The 24,175-nt window shown below is 53.9% G+C and carries 22 protein-coding genes and 2 pseudogenes; 10 read left to right on the top strand and 14 right to left on the bottom strand.

Annotation, left to right across the window (positions count from 1 at the left end; all coding sequences use genetic code 11):
* Positions 1-9 precede the first annotated feature (9 nt).
* The 6 genes from ACS18Q_RS13035 to msrA form a co-directional block, all read right to left on the bottom strand.
* Positions 10-1,269, bottom strand: a complete 1,260-nt coding sequence (locus ACS18Q_RS13035; RefSeq protein ID WP_004728636.1) for an ABC transporter permease — start codon at positions 1,267-1,269, stop codon at positions 10-12.
* Complete coding sequence (locus ACS18Q_RS13030; protein ID WP_441257148.1) at positions 1,266-1,982, bottom strand: ABC transporter ATP-binding protein; 717 nt, start codon at positions 1,980-1,982, stop codon at positions 1,266-1,268. The genes ACS18Q_RS13035 and ACS18Q_RS13030 overlap by 4 nt, the downstream gene beginning before the upstream one ends.
* A gap of 57 nt (positions 1,983-2,039) precedes the next feature.
* Positions 2,040-2,702, bottom strand: a complete 663-nt coding sequence (gene zrgA, locus ACS18Q_RS13025; protein ID WP_441257147.1) for a zinc uptake protein ZrgA — start codon at positions 2,700-2,702, stop codon at positions 2,040-2,042.
* Between the two features lie 20 nt (positions 2,703-2,722).
* Complete coding sequence (locus ACS18Q_RS13020) at positions 2,723-3,064, bottom strand: DUF2607 family protein (protein ID WP_143680295.1); 342 nt, start codon at positions 3,062-3,064, stop codon at positions 2,723-2,725.
* 106 nt (positions 3,065-3,170) lie between these two features.
* Positions 3,171-3,722 carry a YtfJ family protein gene (locus ACS18Q_RS13015; RefSeq protein WP_004728640.1) on the bottom strand — a complete coding sequence of 184 codons (552 nt, stop codon included), beginning with the start codon at positions 3,720-3,722 and terminating at the stop codon, positions 3,171-3,173.
* A 109-nt stretch (positions 3,723-3,831) separates the two neighbouring features.
* Complete coding sequence (gene msrA / locus ACS18Q_RS13010; protein WP_004728641.1) at positions 3,832-4,467, bottom strand: peptide-methionine (S)-S-oxide reductase MsrA; 636 nt, start codon at positions 4,465-4,467, stop codon at positions 3,832-3,834.
* A 145-nt stretch (positions 4,468-4,612) separates the two neighbouring features.
* Between msrA and tamA the strand changes: the two genes are divergently transcribed.
* From tamA to ACS18Q_RS12990, 4 genes are all read left to right on the top strand, one after another.
* The gene (gene tamA / locus ACS18Q_RS13005; protein ID WP_041942473.1) at positions 4,613-6,328 is read left to right on the top strand and encodes an autotransporter assembly complex protein TamA; all 1,716 of its coding nucleotides are present in this window, start codon (positions 4,613-4,615) and stop codon (positions 6,326-6,328) included.
* The gene (gene tamB / locus ACS18Q_RS13000; protein ID WP_441257146.1) at positions 6,325-10,080 is read left to right on the top strand and encodes an autotransporter assembly complex protein TamB; all 3,756 of its coding nucleotides are present in this window, start codon (positions 6,325-6,327) and stop codon (positions 10,078-10,080) included. The genes tamA and tamB overlap by 4 nt, the downstream gene beginning before the upstream one ends.
* A 46-nt stretch (positions 10,081-10,126) precedes the next feature.
* Positions 10,127-10,474 carry a gamma-glutamylcyclotransferase family protein gene (locus tag ACS18Q_RS12995; protein WP_004728644.1) on the top strand — a complete coding sequence of 116 codons (348 nt, stop codon included), beginning with the start codon at positions 10,127-10,129 and terminating at the stop codon, positions 10,472-10,474.
* Positions 10,475-10,563: 89 nt separating this feature from the next.
* Complete coding sequence (locus tag ACS18Q_RS12990) at positions 10,564-10,911, top strand: DUF2799 domain-containing protein (RefSeq protein WP_004728645.1); 348 nt, start codon at positions 10,564-10,566, stop codon at positions 10,909-10,911.
* Positions 10,912-11,002: 91 nt separating this feature from the next.
* Here ACS18Q_RS12990 and ppa read toward each other — a convergent pair whose 3' ends face one another.
* Together ppa and fbp are read right to left on the bottom strand one after the other, a co-directional pair.
* Positions 11,003-11,533 (bottom strand): inorganic diphosphatase, encoded by a 531-nt coding sequence (gene ppa / locus ACS18Q_RS12985; protein ID WP_004728646.1) that lies wholly within the window; start codon positions 11,531-11,533, stop codon positions 11,003-11,005.
* 229 nt (positions 11,534-11,762) lie between these two features.
* Entirely contained in the window at positions 11,763-12,773 is a 1,011-nt protein-coding gene (gene fbp, locus ACS18Q_RS12980; protein ID WP_441257145.1) for a class 1 fructose-bisphosphatase, read from the bottom strand.
* A 259-nt stretch (positions 12,774-13,032) separates the two neighbouring features.
* Between fbp and mpl the strand changes: the two genes are divergently transcribed.
* The 5 genes and pseudogenes from mpl to thiQ all read left to right on the top strand — a co-directional run bounded on the left by mpl (position 13,033) and on the right by thiQ (position 18,621).
* Positions 13,033-14,403 carry a UDP-N-acetylmuramate:L-alanyl-gamma-D-glutamyl-meso-diaminopimelate ligase gene (gene mpl, locus ACS18Q_RS12975; protein ID WP_014204376.1) on the top strand — a complete coding sequence of 457 codons (1,371 nt, stop codon included), beginning with the start codon at positions 13,033-13,035 and terminating at the stop codon, positions 14,401-14,403.
* Between the two features lie 25 nt (positions 14,404-14,428).
* Positions 14,429-15,052, top strand: a complete 624-nt coding sequence (locus ACS18Q_RS12970) for a flavin prenyltransferase UbiX (protein ID WP_004728649.1) — start codon at positions 14,429-14,431, stop codon at positions 15,050-15,052.
* 281 nt (positions 15,053-15,333) lie between these two features.
* Positions 15,334-16,295: pseudogene (thiB, locus tag ACS18Q_RS12965) on the top strand (thiamine ABC transporter substrate binding subunit).
* A gap of 7 nt (positions 16,296-16,302) precedes the next feature.
* Positions 16,303-17,911, top strand: a pseudogene (gene thiP, locus ACS18Q_RS12960) (thiamine/thiamine pyrophosphate ABC transporter permease ThiP).
* Positions 17,905-18,621, top strand: coding sequence for a thiamine ABC transporter ATP-binding protein (gene thiQ / locus ACS18Q_RS12955; RefSeq protein ID WP_232658204.1), 717 nt, complete (start codon positions 17,905-17,907; stop codon positions 18,619-18,621). The pseudogene thiP and the gene thiQ overlap by 7 nt, the downstream one beginning before the upstream one ends.
* Positions 18,622-18,708: 87 nt before the next feature.
* Here the strand turns inward: thiQ and yjgA are convergent, their stop codons facing one another.
* Positions 18,709-19,236: a ribosome biogenesis factor YjgA gene (gene yjgA / locus ACS18Q_RS12950; RefSeq protein WP_004728653.1), complete on the bottom strand. Its 528-nt coding sequence runs from the start codon at positions 19,234-19,236 to the stop codon at positions 18,709-18,711.
* Positions 19,237-19,344: 108 nt separating this feature from the next.
* On the opposite strand from yjgA, the gene pmbA reads away from it, so the two are divergent.
* Positions 19,345-20,688: a metalloprotease PmbA gene (pmbA, locus tag ACS18Q_RS12945; RefSeq protein ID WP_004728654.1), complete on the top strand. Its 1,344-nt coding sequence runs from the start codon at positions 19,345-19,347 to the stop codon at positions 20,686-20,688.
* A 104-nt stretch (positions 20,689-20,792) separates the two neighbouring features.
* Here the strand turns inward: pmbA and mgtE are convergent, their stop codons facing one another.
* The 5 genes from mgtE to hpf form a co-directional block, all read right to left on the bottom strand.
* Positions 20,793-22,151, bottom strand: a complete 1,359-nt coding sequence (gene mgtE / locus ACS18Q_RS12940; protein ID WP_004728655.1) for a magnesium transporter — start codon at positions 22,149-22,151, stop codon at positions 20,793-20,795.
* A 115-nt stretch (positions 22,152-22,266) separates the two neighbouring features.
* Positions 22,267-22,545: an HPr family phosphocarrier protein gene (locus ACS18Q_RS12935; protein WP_014204381.1), complete on the bottom strand. Its 279-nt coding sequence runs from the start codon at positions 22,543-22,545 to the stop codon at positions 22,267-22,269.
* Positions 22,546-22,554: 9 nt separating this feature from the next.
* Positions 22,555-23,415, bottom strand: coding sequence for an RNase adapter RapZ (gene rapZ, locus ACS18Q_RS12930; RefSeq protein WP_158140138.1), 861 nt, complete (start codon positions 23,413-23,415; stop codon positions 22,555-22,557).
* An 8-nt stretch (positions 23,416-23,423) separates the two neighbouring features.
* On the bottom strand, positions 23,424-23,879 hold the full coding sequence (gene ptsN, locus ACS18Q_RS12925; protein WP_004728658.1) for a PTS IIA-like nitrogen regulatory protein PtsN: 456 nt from the start codon (positions 23,877-23,879) through the stop codon (positions 23,424-23,426).
* Between the two features lie 2 nt (positions 23,880-23,881).
* Complete coding sequence (gene hpf, locus ACS18Q_RS12920; RefSeq protein ID WP_004728659.1) at positions 23,882-24,169, bottom strand: ribosome hibernation promoting factor; 288 nt, start codon at positions 24,167-24,169, stop codon at positions 23,882-23,884.
* Positions 24,170-24,175: the final 6 nt, after the last annotated feature.

Here is a 24,175-nt window from a genome sequence, read left to right as displayed (position 1 = left end):
GTGGAGGGATTAAAGTCGAATCGTCATGCCATCGCTGAGCGACTGACGGTAAGCGCGTAGCGCTGGAATAAAGCCGATCAGGATACCCGCTGCTTGCACATAGCCCAGCAATTGCCACTCATAGTGCGACAGCGATTCCAGTTGCAAGCGAATGCCGTACTGAGTTTCGATCAGCGGCGCGGCAATCGCCAGCAGCGCATAAAGCCCGCCAAGGCCCACCACGATGCCACAACAGGTCAGTACGCTGGCTTCACTGACCAGCAACGCAAACACATGGTGCGGCCGTGCGCCCATAGCGCGCAGAATGGACATCTCTCGGCGCCGCTCTTGCAAGCTGGTGAGCAGGCTACTGAGCATGCCAAGCAGCCCCGCGACCACCACAAATACCGACACCGCCATCAAGGCTTGTTCGGCGACGGACATCATGCCCCACAATTCGTGCAGTGCGACTCCCGGCATAATCGCGCTGAGCGGTTCTTGGCGATATTCGTTGATTTGGCGCTGCAGCGCAAATGTCTGAATTTTGGATTTCAGCCCGATCAGCATGGCGGTGATCTGTTTGGGTTCAAACTGACGCTGCTCCAGTTGTGCGGCATCTGGTGTTTTGCCCAATCGTGCGCCGGACTCCCAGCCGACATGAATCGCTTCAATGGCGCCAAGCGAGACGTGCACGGTTTTATCCACCGGGGTGCCGGTTGGTGCCAGAATGCCCACCACGGTAAATGGTAGGTTGTCATGACGGGCAAACCCGACGTCGCTGATGCCGTGCGCAATGATGATTTGGCTACCGATGTGATACCCGAGCTGGCGAGCGACATCGGCGCCCAGCACGGTTTCAAACAACCCGTTGAACTCGCGACCTTGAGAAAAAGTAAGTGGTTGCTTACTGCCGTAGCGATAGTGTTCAAAGTAGCTGTGGTTGGTGCCCATCACACGAAAGCCTTTGTGCGAATCGCCGAGCGAAATCGGAATCGCCCACTTCACGGCCGAATGGGTACTGAATTCTTGATAACTTTTCCAGTCGATGTTGTTGGTGGCATTGCCAATGCGAAACACCGAATAGAGCAGTAAGTTCACCTGTCCGCTGCGACCGCCCACAATCAGGTCGGTGCCGGAAATGGTGTTGGCAAAACTACTTTTGGCCTGAGTCCGAATGCGTTCGACCCCGAGCAGCAGAATGACGGAAATCGCGACCGTTAGAACGGTCAACAGGGCGGTAGTTTTGCGATTGAGTAGGCTTTTCCAAGCCAATTTGATCGTGACGCTCATAGCATGCCTCGCGCGCGGTTGAGAGTCGGTAAGTGGACACTTCGGCTAAACAGGCTTTCCAGCGTAGGGTCATGGCTGACAAACACCAAGGTGGAGCCGACGCGATTCGCCTCTTCTAGCAACAGTTCAATGAATGCGGTGCGGTTGTCGTAATCGAGTGATGAGGTCGGTTCATCGGCGATGATCAGTTGCGGTTCCCCCATCAATGCTCGAGCTGCTGCGACACGTTGCTGCTGGCCGATGCTCAGTTCAACGACCGGTTTGTCCAGTAAGGATGGCGGTAAATGCAGCCGAGCCAGCAGAGCTTTGGCGCGCGTTATCAACGGTTCATTGATTTTGCTGCGACGCAGCGCCGAGAACTGACACGGCAGAATCACGTTGTCGATCACCGACAGGTAAGGCAACAGGTTGAATTGTTGAAAAATATAGCCGATATGGTCGGCGCGAAAGCGATCGCGTGCGCTGGCTTTCAGTTGCGTCATGTCCTGCCCGAGCAGACACACCGCGCCGCTGGTGGCTGGGTTGATGCCCGTCAGCAAGCTGAGTAACGTCGATTTACCACAACCACTGGGGCCTTTAATAAACAGATGTTCTTTGGCGGCGACAACAAGGTGCTCGATGTCTAATGTCGGAGCGTCGCTGTCGGGCCAATGAAAGGTGACCTGCTGCAGTTCGATCACCTGTTTCGCAGAATAGAGATGGGGTTCACTCATCACGGTGCCTCGCAAAAACAAAAACTCGGGTAAGCGCTGACTTACCCGAGAGGATGATTACAGTGAAATGCGGGTTTGGCCCGGACGCAGTTCAGTCGCCGTTTGCTGTGTATCGGTCAGCAAATTGACATCCATTTTCTGGGTGCTTGAGAACAGTTGGAACCAGTGTGTGTCGATCTGCTTGAGCTCTTGAATCTGGTCGCAGTGATACTGGTATTGCACGGTAAACGAACCATGTTGGTGATCGTGGTGGTCATGTCCATCGTGGTCATGGTCATGGTCATGATCGTCGTGATGCTCATGGTCATCATGCGCTTGATGTTGCGCGTGGTCATGATCATCATGCTGGTCGTGGTCGTGGTCGTGGTCGTGGTCGTGGTCGTGGTCGTCATGACCCCCCAGTGTATGGTGCACCGAGGCTGTTTCCAGATGACAACGGGCACGCTCGCTTAAAGTGAACAATGCATCCGCAGTATTGAGGTTTTCTAGGGCTTGATTCAGGCGCTGTGTTTCGGCGTCGGTTTTCGGCGCGTGTTCAAAACCCACCACATCGGCACCCGGTGCCGTGATTTCAATCAGCAGATCGTGCGCATCTTGCGCGATGTTGAGTTCAACTTGGCCGTGGACGTGCGCGTCGTGTTGGCGAAATTCTTCGTGAGCGAAAGCGCTACCGCACACGGCAGCAGAAATGCTGAGTGCCAGCATTGGTTTGGTAAACATGGTGGTTTGACTCCATCAATTCAAAATAAGTAATCCGCGCGCGAGGGCGCGTTGTGGTCTTTTGTGAGGGATGAAGTCGGCGGTGAACGGGCCAGATAGGCCAGATAAAGCAGCGTCACGCTGAGTGGCGTGGCGACAGGCTGCAGGTACTCATGTTCAATCCACACCGGCAGTTCAGGCAAGGCCGCCGCGACGCCATGATGGGCTGCGGAAAACAGTTGGCAGTGATGCTGCGCATGATGCGATGGTGTGACGTCCAGTTGGTGTTCGACAAACGCGAGATTGAGCCATAGCGTCAGCAGGATAGCCGTTAACGCGACTACCCGAGCATGCAGTCGCAGACTGTGCAGGCTATGCTTCATGATGAATCCAACTGGAATGAGAAAGAATTGTTATAATATAACAATTGAACGCAGAGGCAAGTGCGGATTGTGCCGTGAGGCGAGATTTCTTCTCACGGCATCAAGGTTACAAGCTTTGTTTGACCAATCCCAGAACCTGTTCGATTTCCGGCTCACTCAGTGCGCCTTCTTTCACAAACAAGACTTTACCGGCTTTGTCTTGCACGATAATGGCGGACGACTCTGGTTGTAGATCCCAGCTTTTCGCTACTTTCCCGTTTTGATCCAGCACGATAGAAGACCATGGGAACTCTTTCTTGCTGTCTTGTGCGGAGGATTTGACGAACGAACCGGTGCCCCACATGGCATCGTCTTGGTTGATGATCGACGTGGTTTGGTACTGTTCTTGCGGCAAATGTGCGGCGGTGATAGCGGTCATCAGCGGTGCATTCATCTCTTTGGCACTGCTGCGGCCAGCAATCGCCTGAATGACGCGTACTTTACCGGGCATTTGCGCGCTGTTCCAAGGTTGGAACGCGGTGTCTTTATTTTGCAGAATCACTTCCCCGTAGCTGTCGACTTCGACATTCGGCACCGCTTGACCGAGCTGAATGTTGTGTGCGAGAGCAAGTGTGGGAGAGCACGCCAGCATTAAGGCGATAAGTGTTTTATTTTTCATTATTTTTTCCTTTGGTTGAGCACTCAAAGGTATAGCACAGAAAATGCAGTTGCGAAAAAGTCAGGTGGTCGGAATGTGGGTTCGCTCCACCTGACTTCGCATGAGTGCGTTACGCTAAACTTGGCGGAAAGCAGACGCCTGTGCCGCCCAAGCCGCAGTAGCCTTGTGGATTTTTCGCCAAATATTGCTGGTGGTAAGTTTCGGCAAAGTAGTAAGGGCCAGCGGGCAGAATCTCGGTGGTGATGTGATCGCGTTGGTGCGCTTCCAGCAGCGCTTGATAATCGGCTTGACTCTGCGTCGCGATCGCGTGTTGCTCGTCGCTGTAAGTGTAAATCGCGGAGCGGTATTGGGTGCCCAAATCGTTGCCTTGGCGCATGCCTTGGGTGGGATCGTGACGTTCCCAAAATGCGTGCAGCAGGGCTTTGAGTGGCAGGGTTTGGGGATTGTAAATCACGCGCACCACTTCGGTATGGCCAGTGCGACCGGTACACACTTCTTCATAGGTCGGGTTTGGGGTGTAGCCGCCCGCATAACCAACCGATGTTGAGACGACGCCATCGAGTTGCCAGAACAGGCGTTCGGCGCCCCAGAAGCAGCCCATCCCAATCAGAATTTCTTCCTGACCGGCAGCGGGTGGCGCCGAGAGGCGGGTTTGATTGACGAAGTGAGTGTCGTCTACACTCAGGGGCGTTGCACGTCCTGGCAATGCCGTTTCAGCGGTGACCATCACTTGTTTGTCTACCATGGTATTTCCTTTTTGATTCGCTGACTGTGTGACTCAAAACAGAGAGACCGGATAATTGACGGATTTCATACAGACTAAATTGCATATTGACGGTATGATTCCCAACTAGCTAAATCTAACTGCTGTATAACGCCAATAATTAAGCATGAGACGGACCCCATTACCAGTGCTAATCTCGGCTTTATGCTTTTCCGCTGCTTCTTTCGCCGACGTGGATTTAACCATCAAAGGATTGGAAGGAGGGTTGAAAGATAATGTCGATGCTTACCTATCTTCCATTCCCAAGAGCGACTACTCCACGCAGTTGCGCTTTCAGTCGCGCCTGGAGAAAATGGTCACCGAAGCGCTCAACGCTTTGGGCTACTACCATCCGCAATTTTCCTTTGACGTGACCAGCCCCGACAAGGCGCTCACCCTGACGGTAAATCCCGGCGAAGTGGTGCGCCTGCAATTGGTCGACATTGTGATCACCGGTGAAGCGGAGAACGACCCCGATTTCCAGCGTTTGATTCGCCGCAGCGGCCTCAGCGTGGGTGAACCGCTGAATCATGGCCAGTACGACAGTTTGAAATCAAGCCTGCGCAATTTGGCGTTACAGAAAGGCTATTTCGATGGGGAATACCTTACCAGTCGACTTGAAGTGTCGCCGGAGTTGAACCAAGCGTTCGTGCGTATGCACTATGCCAGTGGGATTCGCTATCACTTTGGGGCCACCACGATCACGGGCAGCCAGATTGATGAAAATCGTGTGCGTTCCCTGCAACCGTTTAAAGAAGGGGATCCGTATCTGGTGTCGCAAGTGGGGCAGTTTAACCAGAACTTGTCGAACACCGATTGGTTCTCGTCGGTGTTGGTCGAGCCGGATCTCAGCCAGCTCGATCAGGGGCGGGAATTGCCGATGAAGGTGTCGCTCGCGCCCCAGTCGCGTAACCAACTCGAAACGGGGATTGGCTATTCGACCGACGTTGGCGTGCGTGGCACCCTAAAATGGAAAAAACCTTGGGTGAACGAACGGGGCCACAGTTTTGATAGCAGTTTCTCTATTTCGGCCCCCGAGCAGAGCATTACCGCTGGCTACAAAATTCCGCTTGAAGACGTGTTGCACGAGTACTATCGCATTCAATACGGGATGAAAAATGTCGATAACCGCGATACGAAAAGTATCGAATCCAACTTGTCGCTCGAGCGTCACTGGCTGCTGGACGACGGCTGGCACCGCACGCTGTTTATCCGCTATCTGATTGAAAACTATGAACAAGGCTTGCAAGACGACGTCGCGCAATTCGTGCTGCCCGGGGTCACTTACACGCGAACCCGCACGCGCATGAATGGCTCGCTGCTTACGTGGGGGGATAAACAGACCATCACGTTGGAATATGGCGATCCGGCGTTTGTGTCGGAAACGCGTGTCACGCGTGTGCAAGCGGGGACTTCGTGGCTGCGTAGTGCCGGGCGGAATCATCGTGGCCTGATTCGCCTCGATGGCGGGGCCAACTTTGCTGAAGATTTTGACAAGCTCTCGCCGTCATTGCGCTTCTTTGCCGGGGGCGACAATAACCTGCGTGGTTACGGTTATGAATCGATTTCACCACGGGATGAAAGTGGCTCGTTGACCGGTGCTAAATACATCGCGACCAGCTCGCTTGAATACCAATACCGCCTGACAGGGAACTGGTGGGGCGCGCTGTTTGTCGATTACGGCGATGCGTTTAACGACACGCCGGACTGGAAAACCGGGACCGGGTTTGGCATTCGCTGGATCTCGCCCGTGGGGCCGATTCGGCTCGATTTTGCTTGGGGGTTGGACTCGGATCCGGGCGATCGCTTTAAGATCCACTTCACGCTGGGGCCTGAGTTATGATCAAACATGCGTTGAAATGGACCAAATGGTGCTCGGCGGGATTTGTGGCGCTGGCGATGATCCTCACGCTGGCCATTGCGGGCTTGGTGTTCACCAATCAAGGCTTGAATGTGATGGTCTGGGGCGCGCAGCAGGCGCTACCGCAGTTGTCGGTCGGTGCGACGCAAGGTGCGCTGTTTCCTCGCTTTACCTTGCAGCAAGTACGCTTCCATGATCCAGAAGGACACATCGACACTCAGGTCGAACGGTTAACGCTGGCAGTCAAAGCCAGTTGCTTGCTTGATCCGGTGGTGTGTATCAATGAAGTGGCCATCAGCGGCCTGCATTTCAATATGCCGACGCTGCTGGCATCGTCGGATGAACCGACGCCACCTGCCAAACCGGTGACGCGCATCGCCACTCCCGTGCCGATCAAACTGGGTCGTCTGGTGCTAGATGACATTCATCTCAACGTGCTGGGCCACCAGATTGACTGGCAACACTTTGCGACCAGCGCGACGTTTCAGAGTAACCGCCTGCGCATCGGTCAGACCGATTGGCAAGGCGTGCGCATTGCGCTGGCGCAGGCCAGCGAGCCCGAGGCCGCCACGGCCCCTGCGTCGGTTGAACCGGCTCAGGACATCGAGCTGCCCGCCGTCATCATTCCCTTGCGAGTGGAACTGAGCCGCTTTGATCTGCGCGATTTTACGCTGGCGCAAGAGACGCCGATTCAAATTCATCATCTGGGGCTCCAAGCCAACGCGTTTCAGTCGCAGGTCAATGTCGACACGCTAGAGCTCGACATGCCGCAGGTGGTCGCCAAGCTCAACACACAAGTCACCTTGCGTGGCGACTACCCGTTGTCGCTCGCCCTCAATGCGACGGTGAAACAGGCGGAAGCCCAAGGGCAAACCTTGGCGCTGCAAGCGAGTGGCAGTGTCGCTGACTTAACACTCAAAGCGCAGCTCGGTGGCCGCGCGGAGGCAAACCTTAGCGCGCAGTTGCAGCCGCTGAAACGCGCGCTGCCGTTTGACATTGCCATCGAACAACTGAAAGCGCAGTGGCCGCTGGTGGACCAAGGCGAGTACTTTGTTCAAGCGCCGCACATCGGCGCTCAGGGCTCACTCAACGGCTATCACATGACGCTGCAAACTCATCTCCAAGGCCAAGCGATACCCAACGTGGATGTGGCGTTGCAAGGTGAAGGAAATTTGCAGCACATCGCCCTCAACACGCTGAACGTGCAGACGCTGGGCGGAACCATTCAGGGGCAAGTCAGCGCCGATTGGAGCGCGCTGGCGAAGTGGCAGGCGTCGCTCAATCTGAATCAAATTCAACCGGGGTTGCAGTGGCCGGAAGCCGAAGGCGTGATCAGCGGAGACATCGCCACGTCAGGTCAGTTGACCAAGCAAGGCGGCTGGCAGATTGAGCTGCCAACGTTGGCGATTCGAGGCATCGTGCGGGATTACCCATTGGATATTAACGGCACGCTCAGCGCATCGGATGTCAGTGGCAACGGGGAATTTAAGTTTACGACGCCGGGGCTGACATTGGCTCACGGACCCAACCAAGTGACCGCGCAAGGCCAGTTGGACACTGATTGGCGCCTCGGATTATCGCTGGATTTACCAGATTTAGCCAAAAGTGTGCCCGATTTACACGGCAAAGTGATTGGCGATGTGACGCTATTGGGGCCGCTCAAGACGCCGAAAGTCAAACTGGCGCTCGATGCCGATAGCTTGGCGTGGCAGAAAGAGGCCACGGTGAAACACGTCACGCTGGTGGGCAACGTGACCCCGATGCCGGTGCCGCAAGGCGATGTAAGGTTACGCATCAGCGACATTCAATATCAAGATCAGCGCATCGACAGCGTGAGCTTGGTTGCCGCAGGCGGGCAGCAGCAACATGAACTGACACTGGATGTGGCATCAGACATTGTCTCCACGCAGATCGCGATCAGCGGTAGTTTGCTGACGCAGCCGTCGATGCGTTGGCAGGGCCGCTTGGAACGTGCGCGCATTGAATCGCAGCAGGGCGTGTGGTCGCTCAATCAACCCACGGCGATTGACGCCAACATCGATCAGCAGAATGCAACCATTGCGGCGCACTGCTGGCTGCAAGCGGGGTCGTCGCTGTGTCTCGATAAACCCGCCACGGTCGGCACGCGCGGTGAAGCGCAGTTGTCCATCAACCAGTTTGATTTCTCACAGGTGAGCGCGTTTTTGCCTGCCGAAACGCAATTGCGCGGCTCGGTTGATGCGGATGTGTGGGCGCAATGGGCCCCAGAGCAGCCACCTCAAGTCAAAGCCAAGGTTCGTCTGCCGCAAGGCCATGTCGAACAGAAATTCGATCAGCCACTGCGTGTGGGTTGGGATGACATTGAACTCAACGCGACGTTGCTCAAAAACCGCTTGGAGGCCGATTGGCGATTGGATATCACCGACAACGGCGACATCAGCGGTAAATTGATGATTCCCGACGTCACCGTGCAGGACAAACAGATGCAGGGCGGGCTCAAGCTGACGACCTTCAACATCGATTTTCTTGCGCCGTTGATTGGTGAGTACAGCGAAGTGAAATCCAACATTGAAACCGACCTAACCTTCAGTGGTGCGATGTTACATCCACAGGTCAAAGGTCGTTTCAACGTCAGTGACATGGTGGTGCGTGGTGACATTTCGCCTGTCGAAATCAACGACGGCACGGTGGCGCTTTTATTCAATGGCTATGACGCCACGCTCAATGCAGACATACAAACCACCGACGGGTTGCTGAATGTCACCGGGGATGCCAACTGGCAACAACTCGACGATTGGCGCGTCAACGCGCATGTCGGTGCGGCGTCGTTGTTGGTGGATATGCCGCCGATGGTGAAGATGAAGGTGGTGCCGGATTTGACGCTGGCCATTCGTCCACAACTGGCCAAAATCGATGGCTCAATCGCATTGCCGTGGGGGCGTATCGTGGTGGAAGAGTTGCCACCAAGCGCCATTGGAGTGTCGAAAGATCAGGTGTTGGTGAATGCGGATCTGCAACCGGTGTCTGAGCAAAGCGCGATTCCGTTTGATGTCGAAACCAATGTCAGCATCGTGATCGGGGATGACTTTAGACTCAATGCGTTTGGTTTGTCGGGCGGCTTAGTCGGTCGTTTGCAAGTGAGCCAAAAAGACAAAGGCCCCTTTGTGACCGGTGAGGTGAACATTCAGGGCGGCCAGTATCGTTCGTTTGGCCAAGATTTGATCATTCAAGAAGGCAAAATTTTGATGAATGGTCCGGTGGATCAGCCGTACGTGTCGATCAAAGCGATTCGTAACCCGGATAACACGCAAGATGACGTGGTTGCCGGGGTGCAGGTGACGGGGCCGGCGGATGAACCGACGGTGTCGATTTTCTCTGAGCCGTCGATGCCTCAGGCCAACGCGCTGTCTTACTTGCTGCGTGGTCAGGACATTGATGGCGAAACTGGCGGCAACGCCATGACCACCACGTTGATTGGTTTGAGCCTTGCGAAAAGCGGGAAAGTGGTTGGCCAGATTGGCGAAGAGCTCGGCGTGCAGGATTTGCAATTGGATACTGCCGGTTCCGGCGATGATTCGCAGGTGACGGTGAGTGGTTACATTCTGCCGGGCTTGCAAGTGAAGTATGGTGTGGGTATTTTTAACTCGGTGGGCGAGTTTACCGTTCGCTACCGGTTAATGAAGGATCTCTATCTGGAAGCGGTGTCGGGCATCGACAGTGCGGTGGATCTGTTGTACCGCTTCGAGTTTAACTAATCGCTGGCTGACGATCGCAAGCCGAATGACATCAGGGAGAAAAGCTGTGCAGCATCTGGTCTTTGTTTATGGCACGTTGCGTCAAGGTGAGAGTAACCACAATTACTTGACCGACGGTGAACTGCTGGGGCGTTTTGATACGTTGCCTGAGTATGCCCTTCACGATCTTGGTCCTTATCCGGGATTGGTCGCGGGCCATCAGTCGATTCATGGCGAAGTCTATCGCGTTGATGAAGCGACACTCGCCAAGCTCGATATTCTGGAAGATGTGCCGGTGGAATATCGGCGTGAGACCATCGAGACGCCATATGGCATGGCGTGGATTTACATCTACCAAGATGCCAGTCGCCTTGATGCGATCATCGATTCCGGTGACTGGTGTCAGAGAATCTAAATCTTTACACTGATTTACATTTCATTTACAAGTTCTGACCCAAAAACGTCCATACTATTGATATGGTTATCTATAAAGGAGACGATATCATGAAGAAAGGTTGGTTAATGGCAGTGGCCGTCACCGTGATGGCCGGTTGTAGCATGAATCCAGATACCACGGCGTTTAACGCGGCAGATTGGCAATCTTATGGCTATGACCAAGGGACTCATGGGCGTGTGGCGATGAATTTCGACCAACAGAAAGCGACGTCGGATATGATTGCCAGCTATCAGCAAGGGTATGCGCAAGGCCTGCAACAGTACTGCGCTCAGGATCCGGTAGCCCTCGGGAAAGCGCAACGTGCCTATTTGGGTGTGTGTGATGCGCAAAACCCCAATTTCCGCGCTCAATTTTCTGAGGGGTTATGGTGGGATGATGGTGCCAGCCTCGACTAAGTCGAGCGCTATGTCAGGTTCATTTCGCAGCCTGTCGACGTAAAAAAGCCAGCAAATTGCTGGCTTTTTAGATCGTCTGACGTCGAAACGCTTATTTTTGTTGAGCGCGCTCGTAAGAAGTCAGGATTTCAGCGCGAGCTGAAGCTGCGTCTTCCCAGCCGTCAACTTTCACCCACTTGCCTGATTCAAGCTCTTTGTAACGCTCGAAGAAGTGAGTGATTTGTGCTTTTAGAAGTTCTGGCAGATCGTTCACATCTTGAATGTGGTCGTACTCTTTCGACAGTTTAGAGTGCGGTACCGCAACAACTTTCGCGTCTTCACCAGACTCGTCTGTCATTTTCAGGACGCCAACTGGGCGGCAGCGAATCACTGAACCTGGGATCAGTGGGTATGGCGTTGGGACCAATACGTCTACCGGGTCACCGTCTAGAGACAGGGTGTGGTTCACGTAACCGTAGTTACATGGGTAGAACATTGGCGCAGACATGAAACGGTCTACGAACACAGCGCCAGAATCTTTGTCGACTTCGTATTTGATCGGATCCGCGTTGGCTGGGATTTCGATTACAACGTAGATGTCATCAGGAAGCGATTTGCCTGCTGGCACATTGTTTAAGCTCATTAAGTTTTCCTTTTTCTGTTGGCCGGACTTCAAAAAATCGAGACTTATTATTATTCAAGTTGCGCTGAGGTGCAAAAATCAACACTCAGTTACGCCGAGAGTTTACTCTCAAATTGACTGATTCCCAAATAAACATCAGCCGAATCACGCCACCGAGCGGCCGCGCATGGCTAACTGCTTGAATTTCTGTGAAGCGAAAAAAAGCGCCGCATGTGCGACGCTCAGTGATTTAATCGGGGTTGGCTTCGAGGAATTCTGCGACTTTCGCCACCATGCGCTTCGAACCGACGAAGAACGGCACACGCTGGTGCAACTCGGTCGGTTTGATGTCCATGATACGGTTCACGCCATCCGATGCGGTGCCGCCAGCTTGCTCAATCAAAAAGGCCATCGGGTTGCACTCATACAACAGACGCAGTTTGCCGTTCGGGTGGCTTTGCGTGCTTGGGTAGAGGTAGATGCCGCCTTTGAGCAGGTTGCGGTGGAAATCTGCCACCAAGGAACCGATGTAGCGAGAGGTGTAAGGACGACCATCTTCCGGCACATTTTCCTGACAGTATTTGATGTACTTTTTCACGCCGGTTGGGAAACGAATGTAGTTGCCTTCGTTGATCGAGTAAATCTTCCCGTTTTCTGGAATGCACATGTTTTCATGCGACAGGCAGAATGAGCCAATTGACGGGTCGTAAGTAAAGCCGTTCACGCCATTGCCGGTGGTGTACACCAGCATGGTGGATGAACCATAAATCACGTAACCCGCGGCGACTTGTTTATTGCCCGGTTGCAGGAAATCTTCCGCAGTTGGTGGACCGCCCACCGGTGAAATACGGCGGTAAATCGAGAAAATGGTCCCCACGGACACGTTCACGTCGATGTTCGATGAGCCGTCAAGCGGGTCCATCAGCACAACGTATTTGGCGTTTTTGTTCAGCTCTTTATTGAACGCGACGGCTTCATCTTCTTCTTCACTCGCCACGCCACACACTTGGTCGCGCGCTTCGAGAGCGGATTTGAATTTTTCGTTCGCATACACATCAAGCTTCTGTTGTTCTTCACCTTGAATATTGTCGTTACCTGACGCGCCAGTAATGTCGGCTAGGCCCGCTTTGTTGATTTCGCGGTTGACAATTTTCGCTGCAAGACGAATCGATGCCAGTAGGGAGGATAGTTCACCACTTGCATGGGGGAAGTCATGTTGCTTCTCAACAATGAACTCACCAAGGGTGCGCATCTCAGACATGTTCTTTCCTTAACACTAATTTTTTGGGGGAGTTTGTCGGCGCCGTGACGGGTTCTTTGGGGGGAACTTATTTGCACTCGCGCCTAGCGACGATTTTAGGGGGTAGATCTTTTTATGGGTAATGAAGTAACAGACGGAGATCTCAATTTGTTTGTCGACTTTTTGGAAATTACATTGCTCTGATTTGTGGTGCTCGCTTTTGCGATGCGAATCAGGATAATGGAGTGCAATACAAAACAGTCGTAATGAGGCTAGGTTTATGCACATTCATATTCTGGGAATTTGTGGCACATTCATGGGCGGTGTCGCCATGTTGGCTCGCCAGTTAGGCCATAAAGTGACCGGTAGTGACGCCAATGTTTACCCACCAATGAGCACCATGTTGGCATCGCATGGCATTGACATCATCGAGGGATTTGATCCGGTTCAATTAGAGCCGAGGCCTGATCTGGTGGTGGTTGGCAACGCCATGAGCCGGGGCAATCCATGTGTGGAATATGTGCTGAATCATAACCTGCGTTACACCTCAGGCCCGCAATGGTTGCAAGACCATCTTTTGTACGATCGTTGGGTACTGGCGGTTTCGGGAACGCACGGAAAAACGACCACTTCGAGCATGTTGGCGTGGGTACTCGAACATTGCGGTTACCAACCTGGCTTTTTGGTCGGCGGCGTTCTGGGAAATTTCGGCATTTCAGCCCGTTTGGGCGAAAGCATGTTTTTCGTGGTTGAAGCGGACGAATACGACAGTGCTTTTTTCGATAAGCGTTCGAAGTTCGTTCACTACCATCCGCGCACTTTGGTGATGAATAACCTTGAGTTCGATCATGCTGATATCTTCGATGATCTGGAAGCGATTAAGCGCCAATTTCACCATTTAGTCCGTACCGTGCCGGGCAATGGCCGCATTCTGGCACCGCGTCAAGATGCCGCATTAGCCGATGTGTTGCGTCGTGGTTGTTGGAGCGAAACCGAGTTTTCGGGCGAGCAGGGCGAATGGCAAGCGGAGAAAATCTGCAAAGATGGCTCTCAATTCCATGTGTTACACCAAGGCGAACGTGTCGGTACCGTGACGTGGGATTTGGTGGGCGAGCATAACGTGAACAATGCGCTGATGACCATCGCGGCGGCGCGTCATGTCGGCGTGACGCCAGATCTGGCGTGTGAGGCTTTGGGTTCTTTCATCAACACCAAACGTCGTTTGGAGCTGAAAGGTACCGAAAATGGCGTCACAGTGTACGACGATTTTGCCCATCATCCGACTGCGATTGAACTGACGCTGGAAGGGCTGCGTAATAAAGTCGGCGACCGTAAAATCATTGCCGTGCTGGAACCCCGTTCCGCGACCATGAAATTGGGCGTGCACAAAGAAACCTTGGCGGCATCGCTGGCGGCGGCCGACTCGGTTTACCTGTTCCAACCCAGTAACATTCCTTGGGCGGTGCAGGATGTGGCTGACCAATGTTCGCAACCGGCGCACGTGAGCGACAACATGGCCGAGTTTGTGGCGCAAATTTGCCAAGAGGCCAAGCCGGGCGATCAAATTTTGGTGATGAGCAACGGCGGCTTTGATGGCATTCACGGCAAACTGCTGGCAGCGCTGAAAGCCAAAGCGCAGCAACCAGCGTAACTCAAACAGTGAATCTGCGAACCCTATGACGAAACAACCCAAAGCCATCACCCTCGCGTGGACGGGGGCTTCCGGCGCGCCGTATGGCCTGCGCCTGCTGCAGTGTCTTTTGGCAGCCGATTACACGGTCTATTTGCTCATCTCTTCGGCTGCGCGCGTTGTGCTGGCGACCGAACATGGGCTGAAACTCCCCGCCGGCCCCGAAGCGGCCAAAGCGGCGTTGGTTGCCCATGTCGGGTGCGACCCCGACAAGTTGGTGGTGTGCGGCAAAGACGATTGGTTTTCTCCCGTGGCATCGGGGTCTGCGGCGCCCAAACAGATGGTGGTGTGTCCTTGTTCGGCCGGTAGTGTGGCAGCGATTGCGCACGGCATGTCGGACAATTTGATCGAACGTGCTGCCGATGTGGTGATGAAAGAGCGCGGCCAACTGCTGCTGGTGGTGCGTGAAACACCGTTCTCGACGCTGCATCTTGAAAACATGCACAAGCTGTCACAAATGGGCGTGACCATCATGCCCGCGGCTCCGGGGTTTTATCATCAACCGCAGTCGATTGATGACCTGATCGATTTTCTCGTGGCGCGCATTCTCGATCACCTAGGCATTGAACAAACGCTGGTTGCACGGTGGGGATACGACCAACGCGTGTAGTCGCTTTTTCATGCGAATCGAATTACAATCCGTAGCACTCATCGGGGAGCTCACCATTCATCACGTGAATGGCGCTGAGATCAAGCCTAGCTTGGGACCCGCATTAGTCGCAAAGGTCGTGCGTATCGCCCATCTTTGCGGTTAGACACCTGAACCAGATAATGCTGGCGTAGGAATTGAGCTGGGTTTGCGACACCGATTAACGGACGAATCACATCCTCTCAAACCTGTGCCGCTCAAAAGGAGAGCGAGCCTTGACCCTCAAATTGTCCGCCATTGCCATGGCGACCCTATTTTCTTCGGCAGCCTTGGCGGCGCCGACCCTCACCGTTTACACCTACGACTCGTTCGCGGCCGATTGGGGCCCGGGCCAGCGGTCGAAAAAGCCTTTGAAGCCCAATGCGGCTGTGATCTTCAGTTTGTCGCGCTAGATGATGGTGTGTCGATCCTCAACCGTCTGCGTCTGGAAGGCAAGAAGACCAAAGCAGATGTGGTGCTGGGCTTGGATAACAACCTGATGGTGGAAGCCAAGCAAACGGGATTATTGGCTCAACACAACACCGATACGCACGCGGTGCACCTGCCAAACGGCTGGAGTGATGACACCTTTGTGCCGTACGATTACGGTTACTTTGCCTTTGTCTACAACAAGCAAAAACTGACCAACCCGCCGACCAGCTTGAAAGCACTGGTAGAACAGCGCGACGATCTGCGCATCATCTATCAAGATCCGCGTACGTCGACGCCAGGCCAAGGGCTGTTGCTGTGGATGAAGTCGGTGTATGGCGATGATGCGACGCAGGCGTGGCAGAAGCTGGCCAACAAAACCGTGACGGTGACCAAAGGTTGGTCAGAAGCGTATTCGATGTTCCTCGATGGTGAATCTGACATGGTGCTGTCGTACACCACATCGCCAGCTTATCACCTGATTGCTGAACACGATGACCAGTACGCAACGGCCAATTTTGCCGAAGGTCATTACATGCAGGTCGAAGTGGCGGCCAAAGTGCAGGGCACGCCGAACGACAAGCTGGCGGATGAGTTCCTCCAATTTATGCTCAGCAACGAATTTCAAGCCTTGATGCCGACGGGCAACTGGATGTATCCGGTGACGGACGTGGCGCTGCCCAAAGGTTTTGAGACGTTGAGTGTGCCCGCCAAATCGCTGTCGTTTAGTGCCGAAGAGGTGGCGGCGAAGCGCCGAGGCTGGATTCGCGAATGGCAAAATGCCTTAACGTTCTGAGCGATTGATGCAAAGCCGTACACCTAAATTGGGTCTCGGGGTCGCGGCAGTTGTCGCGGCCTTTGTCCTTTCTGCCCTCTGCGCTTTATTGTGGCAAGCGCCCACACTTCATCTGAATCAGATTTGGGGCGATGCTTATTATCGCCATGTGACTTGGTTCAGCCTTTACCAAGCCCTGTTGTCGACCCTGCTCAGCGTTGGCTTGGCGGTGCCAGTTGCGCATGCGTTAAGCCGCCGCCGTTTCCCCGGGCGCGGGCTGCTGCTCAAACTGTTTGCCATGACCTTGGTCTTGCCAGTGCTGGTGGGCGTCTTTGGCTTGCTGGCGATTTATGGCAACAGCGGTTTACTGGCAAGCGGGCTGCAACATTGGCAGCTCAAATTGCCTTTTTCCATCTATGGCCTGAACGGCATTTTGCTCGCCCACGTCTTCTTTAATCTGCCATACGCCGCGCGTTTGTTGCTGCAAAGTCTGGACACCATTCCGGCCGAACAGCACAAGTTATGCGCCCACCTTGGCATGACGGGCTGGCAGAAATTTGTTGCGGTGGAGTGGCCGCGGTTGCGCCAGCAACTGCCGCATGTGCTGGGCTTGGTGTTCATGCTGTGTTTCACCAGTTTTGCCACGGTGATGGCGCTGGGCGGCGGGCAAATCGACCACGATTGAGCTGGCTATTTATCAGGCCATCAAATTTGATTTCGATCTGCAAACTGGCGCGCTGTTGGCGCTGTGGCAAATGCTCTTGTGCGGTGTACTGACGCTATCGATACAACGTTTTTCGCGCCCGTTGCCGGTGAGTAGCGGCAGTGTCGCCACGCAGCAATGGGTACGTGATTCGCGCTGCAGTCGTTTATGGGATGGGGCGTGGATTGGGTTTGCGCTATTGCTGGTCATCCCGCCGCTTTTGATGGTCGTGCTGAGTGGCCTGAACGAGAAACTTTTCAGCGTGCTGAGCAGTGGCGAGTTCTGGCGTGCGATGGGCGCTTCGTTGCAGGTTGCGCTGCTGGCGAGTTCGTTGGCGCTGCTGGCGGGCGTGGCGATCATTCTCACCAGTCGTCACTGGCGCTTGAAATCTCACTCGCGCCGAGCAAACGGGCTTGAACTGATTGGCACCATCATTTTAGTGACGCCGGGGTTGGTGATCAGCACCGGATTGTTCTTACTGCTGCGCAATCTAACCGATGTGTTCAGCCTCGCGTATTGGGTGGTGGTGGCGGTCAATGGCCTGATGGCGCTGCCGTACGTGGTGAAAACGCTCAGTCAACCGATGCTGCATCTGGCGCAGCAATATCAGTTTTTGTGTGCCAGTTTAGGCATGCGCGGCTGGCAGCGCTTGCGACTGATTGAGCTGCGTGCCCTGCGCAAGCCGCTGGCCCATGCGTTGACCATCAGTTATTTGTTGTCGATGGGCGATTTAAGCGCGATTGCACTGTTTGGCAGCCAAGATTTTCGCACGCTGCCGCTCTATTTGTATCAGTTGCTGGGGAGTTATCAAATGCAGTCTGCCGCGGTGGTCTCTCTGGTGCTGCTGGTGTTGAGTGTTGGCCTGTTTTATCTGATTGAACGCCTGTTTCGCGTGCGTTCCTCTTCTACATCCTCGCGGAGAAGCTCATGTTAGTACTGGATAATGTGCGTTATGAATATCAGGATGAGTGGTTCGTGTTTGACCTCAGTGTCGCGCAAGGCAGCATTGTCGCCCTGATGGGGCCAAGCGGGGCGGGCAAGTCCACACTGCTTAGTTTGGTGGCCGGTTTTATCGAACCTCGCAGCGGCGACATTCGGGTGCAAAGCGACGGCGAAACGGTATCCGTGGTGGGCAAAGCGCCGTATCAGCGACCGTTTTCGATGCTGTTTCAAGAGCACAACTTGTTTGCGCACCTGAGTGTGCGTGACAATATTGGTTTGGGATTACATCCGGGGCTCAAACTCAGTGCCGCGCAGCGGGAGCACGTGGTGCGTGCGGCCCACCTAGTTGGGGTGGGGGATTTACTTGATCGCCTGCCGGAGCAGTTGTCGGGCGGGCAGCGTCAGCGCGTCGCGCTGGCTCGCTGTTTTGTTCAACCGCATCCCATCTGGTTGCTGGATGAGCCGTTTTCAGCACTGGATCCACTGCTGCGTGAGGAGATGTTAACGCTGGTCAAAACCTTAGCTGCGGAGCGCAATATCACCGTGTTGATGGTGACGCATCACATCAGCGACGCGCGCGCCATTGCCACGCATTTTGCGTTTATGGCCCAAGGGCAAGTGCAGCACATGGCGCCGATTGCCGCCTTAACGGCGCAGCACCGTGACGCGCCGCTGGCAGATTTTGTACGCGCGGGGGAGTAAGCATTTCACGCAGGTGTACTCAATGACAGATAAGAAAAAAGGTTGGCATAGGCCAACCTTTTTCGTGATAACCACAGGCCGAAACACTCAGAACTCTTGGTCGTTGAGGGTTTTCAGCATCTGGAAAATTTCGCGAGAAGCTTTCGGCGGCTTCTCGCCTTGTTTCTCTTTTTTCGCCTGACGCGCCAACAGGCGCAGACGTTGACGGTCAGCCTCTGGGTACAGCGTCATCACCTCTTCAATTGCGTCATCACCTTGCTCGACGATGCGATCGCGCATCTGTTCCAGCTTGTGCAGCACTGCGGTGTTTTGCGAGTGTTTGTTACGCAGTTTGTCCAGCGCCGCTTGCAGCGGTTCTGGGTCGATGTTACGCATCAGACGACCGATGTATTGCAATTGACGACGACGCGCTTCGTTTTTGAAACGCTGCGCATCTTTGATTGCGGCGGCCAAGTCGTCGGGCAGCGGGAATTTCGCCAGCACCGAAGGCTTCAGCTCAACCAGCTCTTCGCCGAGTTTTTGCAGCACAATCATATCGTTCTTCATCTCGGTCTTACTGACCCAAATGATTTCCTCTTCGTCTTCCCAAGGGGCTTTTTGATTCTTACGAGCCATTTTCTTCACTAATGAGTTATTTATGTCTGCTATTTTAGCAAGAATCGTGGGGAGAAAGCGAAATTCTTGTTATCCTAACCTCATTAAAGCGCAATAGTTGGATGAGATATGGATGTAAGACAGCAAGTCGCTGTGCAGCGTACCGAGCTTGAAGCGGCCGTTGCAAAAGCGCTCGACATGGCTTCAGCTGGTGCTGATGCCGCTGAAGTTGCCATTACCAAAAGCACAGGTTTAAGTGTTTCGACTCGCATGTGCGAAGTGGAAAACGTGGAATTTAACAGTGACGGTGCGTTGGGGATCACGGTGTATCGTGGTCAGCGTAAAGGCAGTGCGTCTACTTCTGATTTAAGTGAAAAAGCGATTCAGCAGACCGTGCTGGCCGCATTGGATATTGCTCAATACACTTCCGAAGACCCGTATGCTGGCCCGGCACCGAAAGAGTTGATGGTGACCGAGATTCCGGATTTGGACCTGTTTCACCCGGATGAACCGAATCCCGATAGAGCGGCGCAGGTGGCGATTGAAGCCGAACGTGCGGCGCTGCAATACAGTGACAAAATCAAACAGAGTGATGGGGGCAGTTACGACAGCCATTACGGCGTGAAAGTGTACGGCAACAGCCACGGTTTGCTGGCCAGCTACGCGTCCAGCCGCCAAAGCATCAGTTGCTGTGTGATTGGTCAGGGCAAAAATGGTGAGATGGAACGCGATTACAGCTACACCGTAGCGCGTCACGTCGATGACTTGTGGGCCCCTGAGCGTGTTGGCTTGGAGGCGGCCGAGAAAACCATTAGCCGTTTGGATGCGAAGAAGCTGAAAACCGGGAAGTACCCTGTGATGTTTGCCGCAGATGTGGCGACTGGCTTGATGGGGCATCTGGTGATGGCGATCAGTGGCGGTAACTTGTACCGTAAATCGTCGTTCTTACTCGACCACCTCGGTCAGCAAATTCTGCCATCGTGGTTTAACGTGTCAGAGCGCCCGCATGTGCTGCGCGGGTTGGCTTCCAGCCCATTTGACAGCGAAGGGGTACGCACGGAAGACCGCGATATCATCACCGATGGCGTGTTGGCGACTTACCTGCTAACTAGCTACGCTGCGCGTAAGATGAACATGACGCCAACGGGTCATGCGGGCGGCATTCACAACTGGTTCGTTCAACATACCGGACAGAACTTTGAACAGATGCTGAAAGCGCTGGGCACTGGGTTGTTGGTGACCGAAGTGATGGGCCAAGGCGTGAATGTGGTGACTGGTGACTACTCACGCGGCGCTGCAGGTTTCTGGGTGGAGAATGGCGAAATCCAATATCCTGTTTCTGAAATCACCATCGCGGGCAACCTCAAAACCATGTTCAATCAGATCGTGGCGGTGGGCAGCGATACGGAAACACGTTCGCAGATCCAAACCGGTTCGATTCTGCTGGAAACCATGAAAGTGGCTGGCGAATAAGCGCCGCCCGTAGACAGCCGTTCGATCAAAAAAGCGCAGCCTTCAGTCTGCGCTTTTTTATGGCGTTCACGTTTACCCGCGTTCACGCCGCTAGAGGAGTTAGGCTAGCGAATCAACAGCGTTGCCAAGCCTAGGAACACCGATAGGCCCACCACGTCGGTGACGGTGGTCAGTGCCATCCCGCCCGCCAGAGCCGGGTCGATGTTCATCTTTTTCAGCAGCACCGGAATCGTTACCCCGGCGACCCCGGCGACAAACAAGTTGGTCATCATCGCCGCAGAGATAATACCGCCCAGCAGCCATTCGCCTTTCCAGACCACGACAATTGCGCCAATGATTAAGGCCCACAGAATGCCGTTGAGAAAGCCGATCGCGGCTTCTTTCATCAGCAGTTCGCGTTTGTTACTGTCACCGATATGACCCAGTGCCAGACCGCGAATCACCAGCGCCACGGTTTGGTTGCCTGCGACACCGCCCATCGATGGAACGATGGTCATCAAAACGGCAATCGCAGCCATCTGTTCCAGCGTGGCTTCAAACATGTTGGAGACGGACGCGGCGGCCAGAGCGGCCAGAACGTTCGCACCCAACCAGACGCTGCGTTTACGTGCAGATTTGACCACAGGCGCGAAGGTATCTTCGTCGTCGTCCATACCCGCCATACTCATCATCGAGTGTTCGGCATCTTCACGGATGACGTCGACCACGTCATCGATGGTGATACGACCGACCAGGTGTTGGTTCTCGTCTACCACAGGCGCAGAAATCCAGTTCCGACGTTCAAACAGGCTGGCGATGTCAGAGTCTTTGGTATCGACTTTGATGGCTTCATCGGCATCGTCCATCACTTCGCTGACGGGCACATCCGGTTGCGTGGTCAGCAGCGTACTCAGCGATAAGTGGCCAATCAGTTTGCTTTCATCATCGATGACATACAACGCATCGGTCGCTTCTGGGAGTTCACCTTTCATGCGCAGATAACGCAGCACTACGTCGACGTCGACATCACCACGAATGGTGATCACGTCGGTGTTCATCAAACCGCCGGCGGTGTCTTCTGGATAGGACAGCGCGGTTTCGACGCGCAGTCGATCCGCAGCGTCCATTTGCGCTAAAACTTCACGGGACAGATCATCGGGCAAGCTACGCAGGACGTAGGCCACGTCATCGGTGTCCATGCCTTCGGTGGCTTCCGCGAGTTTTTCCGGTGCCATTTTCGACACCAACGCATCTTTGACGTCTTCGCTTAGCTCATCAAGGATTTCACCGTAATCTTCAGGGTCGGTCAGTTGCCACAGCACATCACGTGCTTTGCGAGGAGAGGCTTCTAACAGGCTGGCGATATCTTCCGGTTCCATGTCCTGCAGTTGGCGACGAACATGGACAAAGCGGCCGTTTTCCAGCGCTTCGGTAATTTCTTGGAGGGTTTGGTGAGCTTGGTCAAATTCAATTTGCTCTGCCATCGCTTCCCCCTAATGCTTTGAATTGTGGCAATGTGTTGAATAGTAACTTAATTCTAGGTCTTATTTAATACGTTCTGATTAATCATGAGTATTTAATTTCGTTTTCGACCGCGCGTCATTCGTCTTCTTCGAATTTCGCTTCAATCAAGTGGCACACGGCATCGAGCGCTTGCTCGGCCTGTGAGCCTTCGGCGGAGATGGTGACGTTCTGTCCTTGTGCGGATTCGAGCATCAGCAGCCCCATCACGCTGTCGGCGGTTGCTTCTTTGCCTTCCTGACTTTGAATGGTCAGCACCGCATCGAAAGATTGCGCCAGTTCAACCAATTTTACGGCCGCTCGCGCATGCAAGCCGAGGCGATTCTGAATGAGGACGGTACGGCTTGCTTGCTGCATATCGGTTCCTTATGAGCGGTTCTTTTCCAGAGAGGTGTGACGAATTTGTACCTGATGACCCAGTTGGGCGAAGTATTCCCCCAATTGCTGCGTCAAATAAACCGAGCGGTGTTTGCCGCCGGTACAGCCAATCGCGATGGTGAGATAACTGCGATTGTTTTTCTCCAGCGATGGCAGCCAGTGTTCAAAGAACTTTTGGATCTGCTGCTTGAGTTCAATCACTTCAGCATGGCTTTCAAGGAACGATTTGATGGGAGCATCCAGCCCCGTGAGCGGCCGGAGATCGGGTTCCCAATGGGGATTGGGGAGAAAACGGACATCAAAGACGTAGTCGGCATCGCTCGGTAAACCGTATTTGAAGCCAAAGGATTCAAATACCATCACCAGATCTTTGCGCTCGCGGCCTTCCACGCGCATGCGCACGGTTTCACTCAGCTCATGAAGCGACTGATTGCTGCTGTCGAGCAGCAAATCGGCCTGCTCTTTGAGCGGTTCGAGTAAACCTTTTTCGAGTTCAATCGCTTGCGCCAGTGTTGGTTTCCCTTCACTAAGTGAGAGCGGATGAATACGGCGTGTTTCGCTATAGCGTTTGAGCAGCGTCTCTTTACTGGCATCCAGAAAGAGCACGCTGACATCGTTATTTTGCTTGAGTTGGTCCAGAACATCTTCGACCAAGCCCGGTTCTTTGGGCAGGTTGCGGATGTCGATACTGACCGCGACATTTTGTTTGCTGCCGTGTACCGATTGAATGAAGGCATGCAGCAAACTGACGGGTAAGTTATCCACGCAGTAGTAGCCCAGATCTTCTAAGACCCGCAATGCGACGCTTTTACCCGCGCCAGATTGACCACTCACAACAATTAAACGCATGGGATGACCTACTCAGGTTGTTGATTAACCATGATGTCGTACAGCTCCTGATCGCTGGTTGCGGCGCGAAGCTGTTTCAGAGTTTGCTTATCGTTCAGGCGTTCAGCCATGCACGACAAGGTTTTGAGGTGTTCTTTGCACTGAGCCTCAGGCACCAGCAAGGCAAAGAGCAAATCGACCGGACGATTGTCGATCGCGTCAAATTCAATCGGTTCTTCACACTGGACCAAAACGGCGACTGCTTGATCGCTGGTGGTCATTCGTGCGTGAGGAATAGCAATCCCATTCCCAATACCGGTACTGCCCATTTTTTCTCGGCTAAGCATGCACTCAAACAGCTCAGTGGCGTTTAAACCAGTGTGCTGTGCGGCGATCTCGCTGATGATTTCCAGGGCTCTTTTTTTGCTAGAACACTGGACTGCACTTTTGGTGCAGTCCAGTGAAAGTACTTCGCTTAATTGCATGATTAGTGGCTACTTAGCTTTTCTTTATGCTTGTTGAGTTGACGAGAGAGCTTGTCCACGAGGCCATCAATAGCTGCGTACATGATGTCATCTTCCGCAGTGGCGTGAACTTCTCCTTGGTTAATGTGAAGCGTAGCTTCTGCGATTTGGCGTGCTTTTTCAACACGTAAAATCACTTGAACGCTATTGATATGCTCGAAAAAGCGCTCAAGTTTCTGAAATTTGGAGTGAACATAGTCTTGCATTGAATCGGTTAGTTCAATGTGATGGCCTTGAATATTGATTTGCATAGACTT

This window comes from Vibrio sp. Vf1514 (assembly GCF_052076135.1).
GTDB lineage: Bacteria > Pseudomonadota > Gammaproteobacteria > Enterobacterales > Vibrionaceae > Vibrio > Vibrio furnissii.
This window is presented reverse-complemented; position numbering and strand designations above follow the sequence as displayed.

Coding starts and splice junctions, on each gene's coding strand:
- ACS18Q_RS12935 (WP_014204381.1), bottom strand. CDS start 22,545: ATGCAGCAAGCAAGCCGTACCGTCCTCATTCAGAATCGCCTCGGCTTG.
- ACS18Q_RS13020 (WP_143680295.1), bottom strand. CDS start 3,064: ATGAAGCATAGCCTGCACAGTCTGCGACTGCATGCTCGGGTAGTCGCG.
- tamB (WP_441257146.1), top strand. CDS start 6,325: ATGATCAAACATGCGTTGAAATGGACCAAATGGTGCTCGGCGGGATTT.
- yjgA (WP_004728653.1), bottom strand. CDS start 19,236: ATGGCTCGTAAGAATCAAAAAGCCCCTTGGGAAGACGAAGAGGAAATC.
- zrgA (WP_441257147.1), bottom strand. CDS start 2,702: ATGTTTACCAAACCAATGCTGGCACTCAGCATTTCTGCTGCCGTGTGC.
- ACS18Q_RS13015 (WP_004728640.1), bottom strand. CDS start 3,722: ATGAAAAATAAAACACTTATCGCCTTAATGCTGGCGTGCTCTCCCACA.
- mgtE (WP_004728655.1), bottom strand. CDS start 22,151: ATGGCAGAGCAAATTGAATTTGACCAAGCTCACCAAACCCTCCAAGAA.
- ptsN (WP_004728658.1), bottom strand. CDS start 23,879: ATGCAATTAAGCGAAGTACTTTCACTGGACTGCACCAAAAGTGCAGTC.
- thiQ (WP_232658204.1), top strand. CDS start 17,905: ATGTTAGTACTGGATAATGTGCGTTATGAATATCAGGATGAGTGGTTC.
- rapZ (WP_158140138.1), bottom strand. CDS start 23,415: ATGCGTTTAATTGTTGTGAGTGGTCAATCTGGCGCGGGTAAAAGCGTC.
- ACS18Q_RS12990 (WP_004728645.1), top strand. CDS start 10,564: ATGAAGAAAGGTTGGTTAATGGCAGTGGCCGTCACCGTGATGGCCGGT.
- pmbA (WP_004728654.1), top strand. CDS start 19,345: ATGGATGTAAGACAGCAAGTCGCTGTGCAGCGTACCGAGCTTGAAGCG.
- ppa (WP_004728646.1), bottom strand. CDS start 11,533: ATGAGCTTAAACAATGTGCCAGCAGGCAAATCGCTTCCTGATGACATC.
- msrA (WP_004728641.1), bottom strand. CDS start 4,467: ATGGTAGACAAACAAGTGATGGTCACCGCTGAAACGGCATTGCCAGGA.
- ACS18Q_RS12970 (WP_004728649.1), top strand. CDS start 14,429: ATGACGAAACAACCCAAAGCCATCACCCTCGCGTGGACGGGGGCTTCC.
- ACS18Q_RS13030 (WP_441257148.1), bottom strand. CDS start 1,982: ATGAGTGAACCCCATCTCTATTCTGCGAAACAGGTGATCGAACTGCAG.
- ACS18Q_RS13035 (WP_004728636.1), bottom strand. CDS start 1,269: ATGAGCGTCACGATCAAATTGGCTTGGAAAAGCCTACTCAATCGCAAA.
- tamA (WP_041942473.1), top strand. CDS start 4,613: ATGAGACGGACCCCATTACCAGTGCTAATCTCGGCTTTATGCTTTTCC.
- fbp (WP_441257145.1), bottom strand. CDS start 12,773: ATGTCTGAGATGCGCACCCTTGGTGAGTTCATTGTTGAGAAGCAACAT.
- mpl (WP_014204376.1), top strand. CDS start 13,033: ATGCACATTCATATTCTGGGAATTTGTGGCACATTCATGGGCGGTGTC.
- hpf (WP_004728659.1), bottom strand. CDS start 24,169: ATGCAAATCAATATTCAAGGCCATCACATTGAACTAACCGATTCAATG.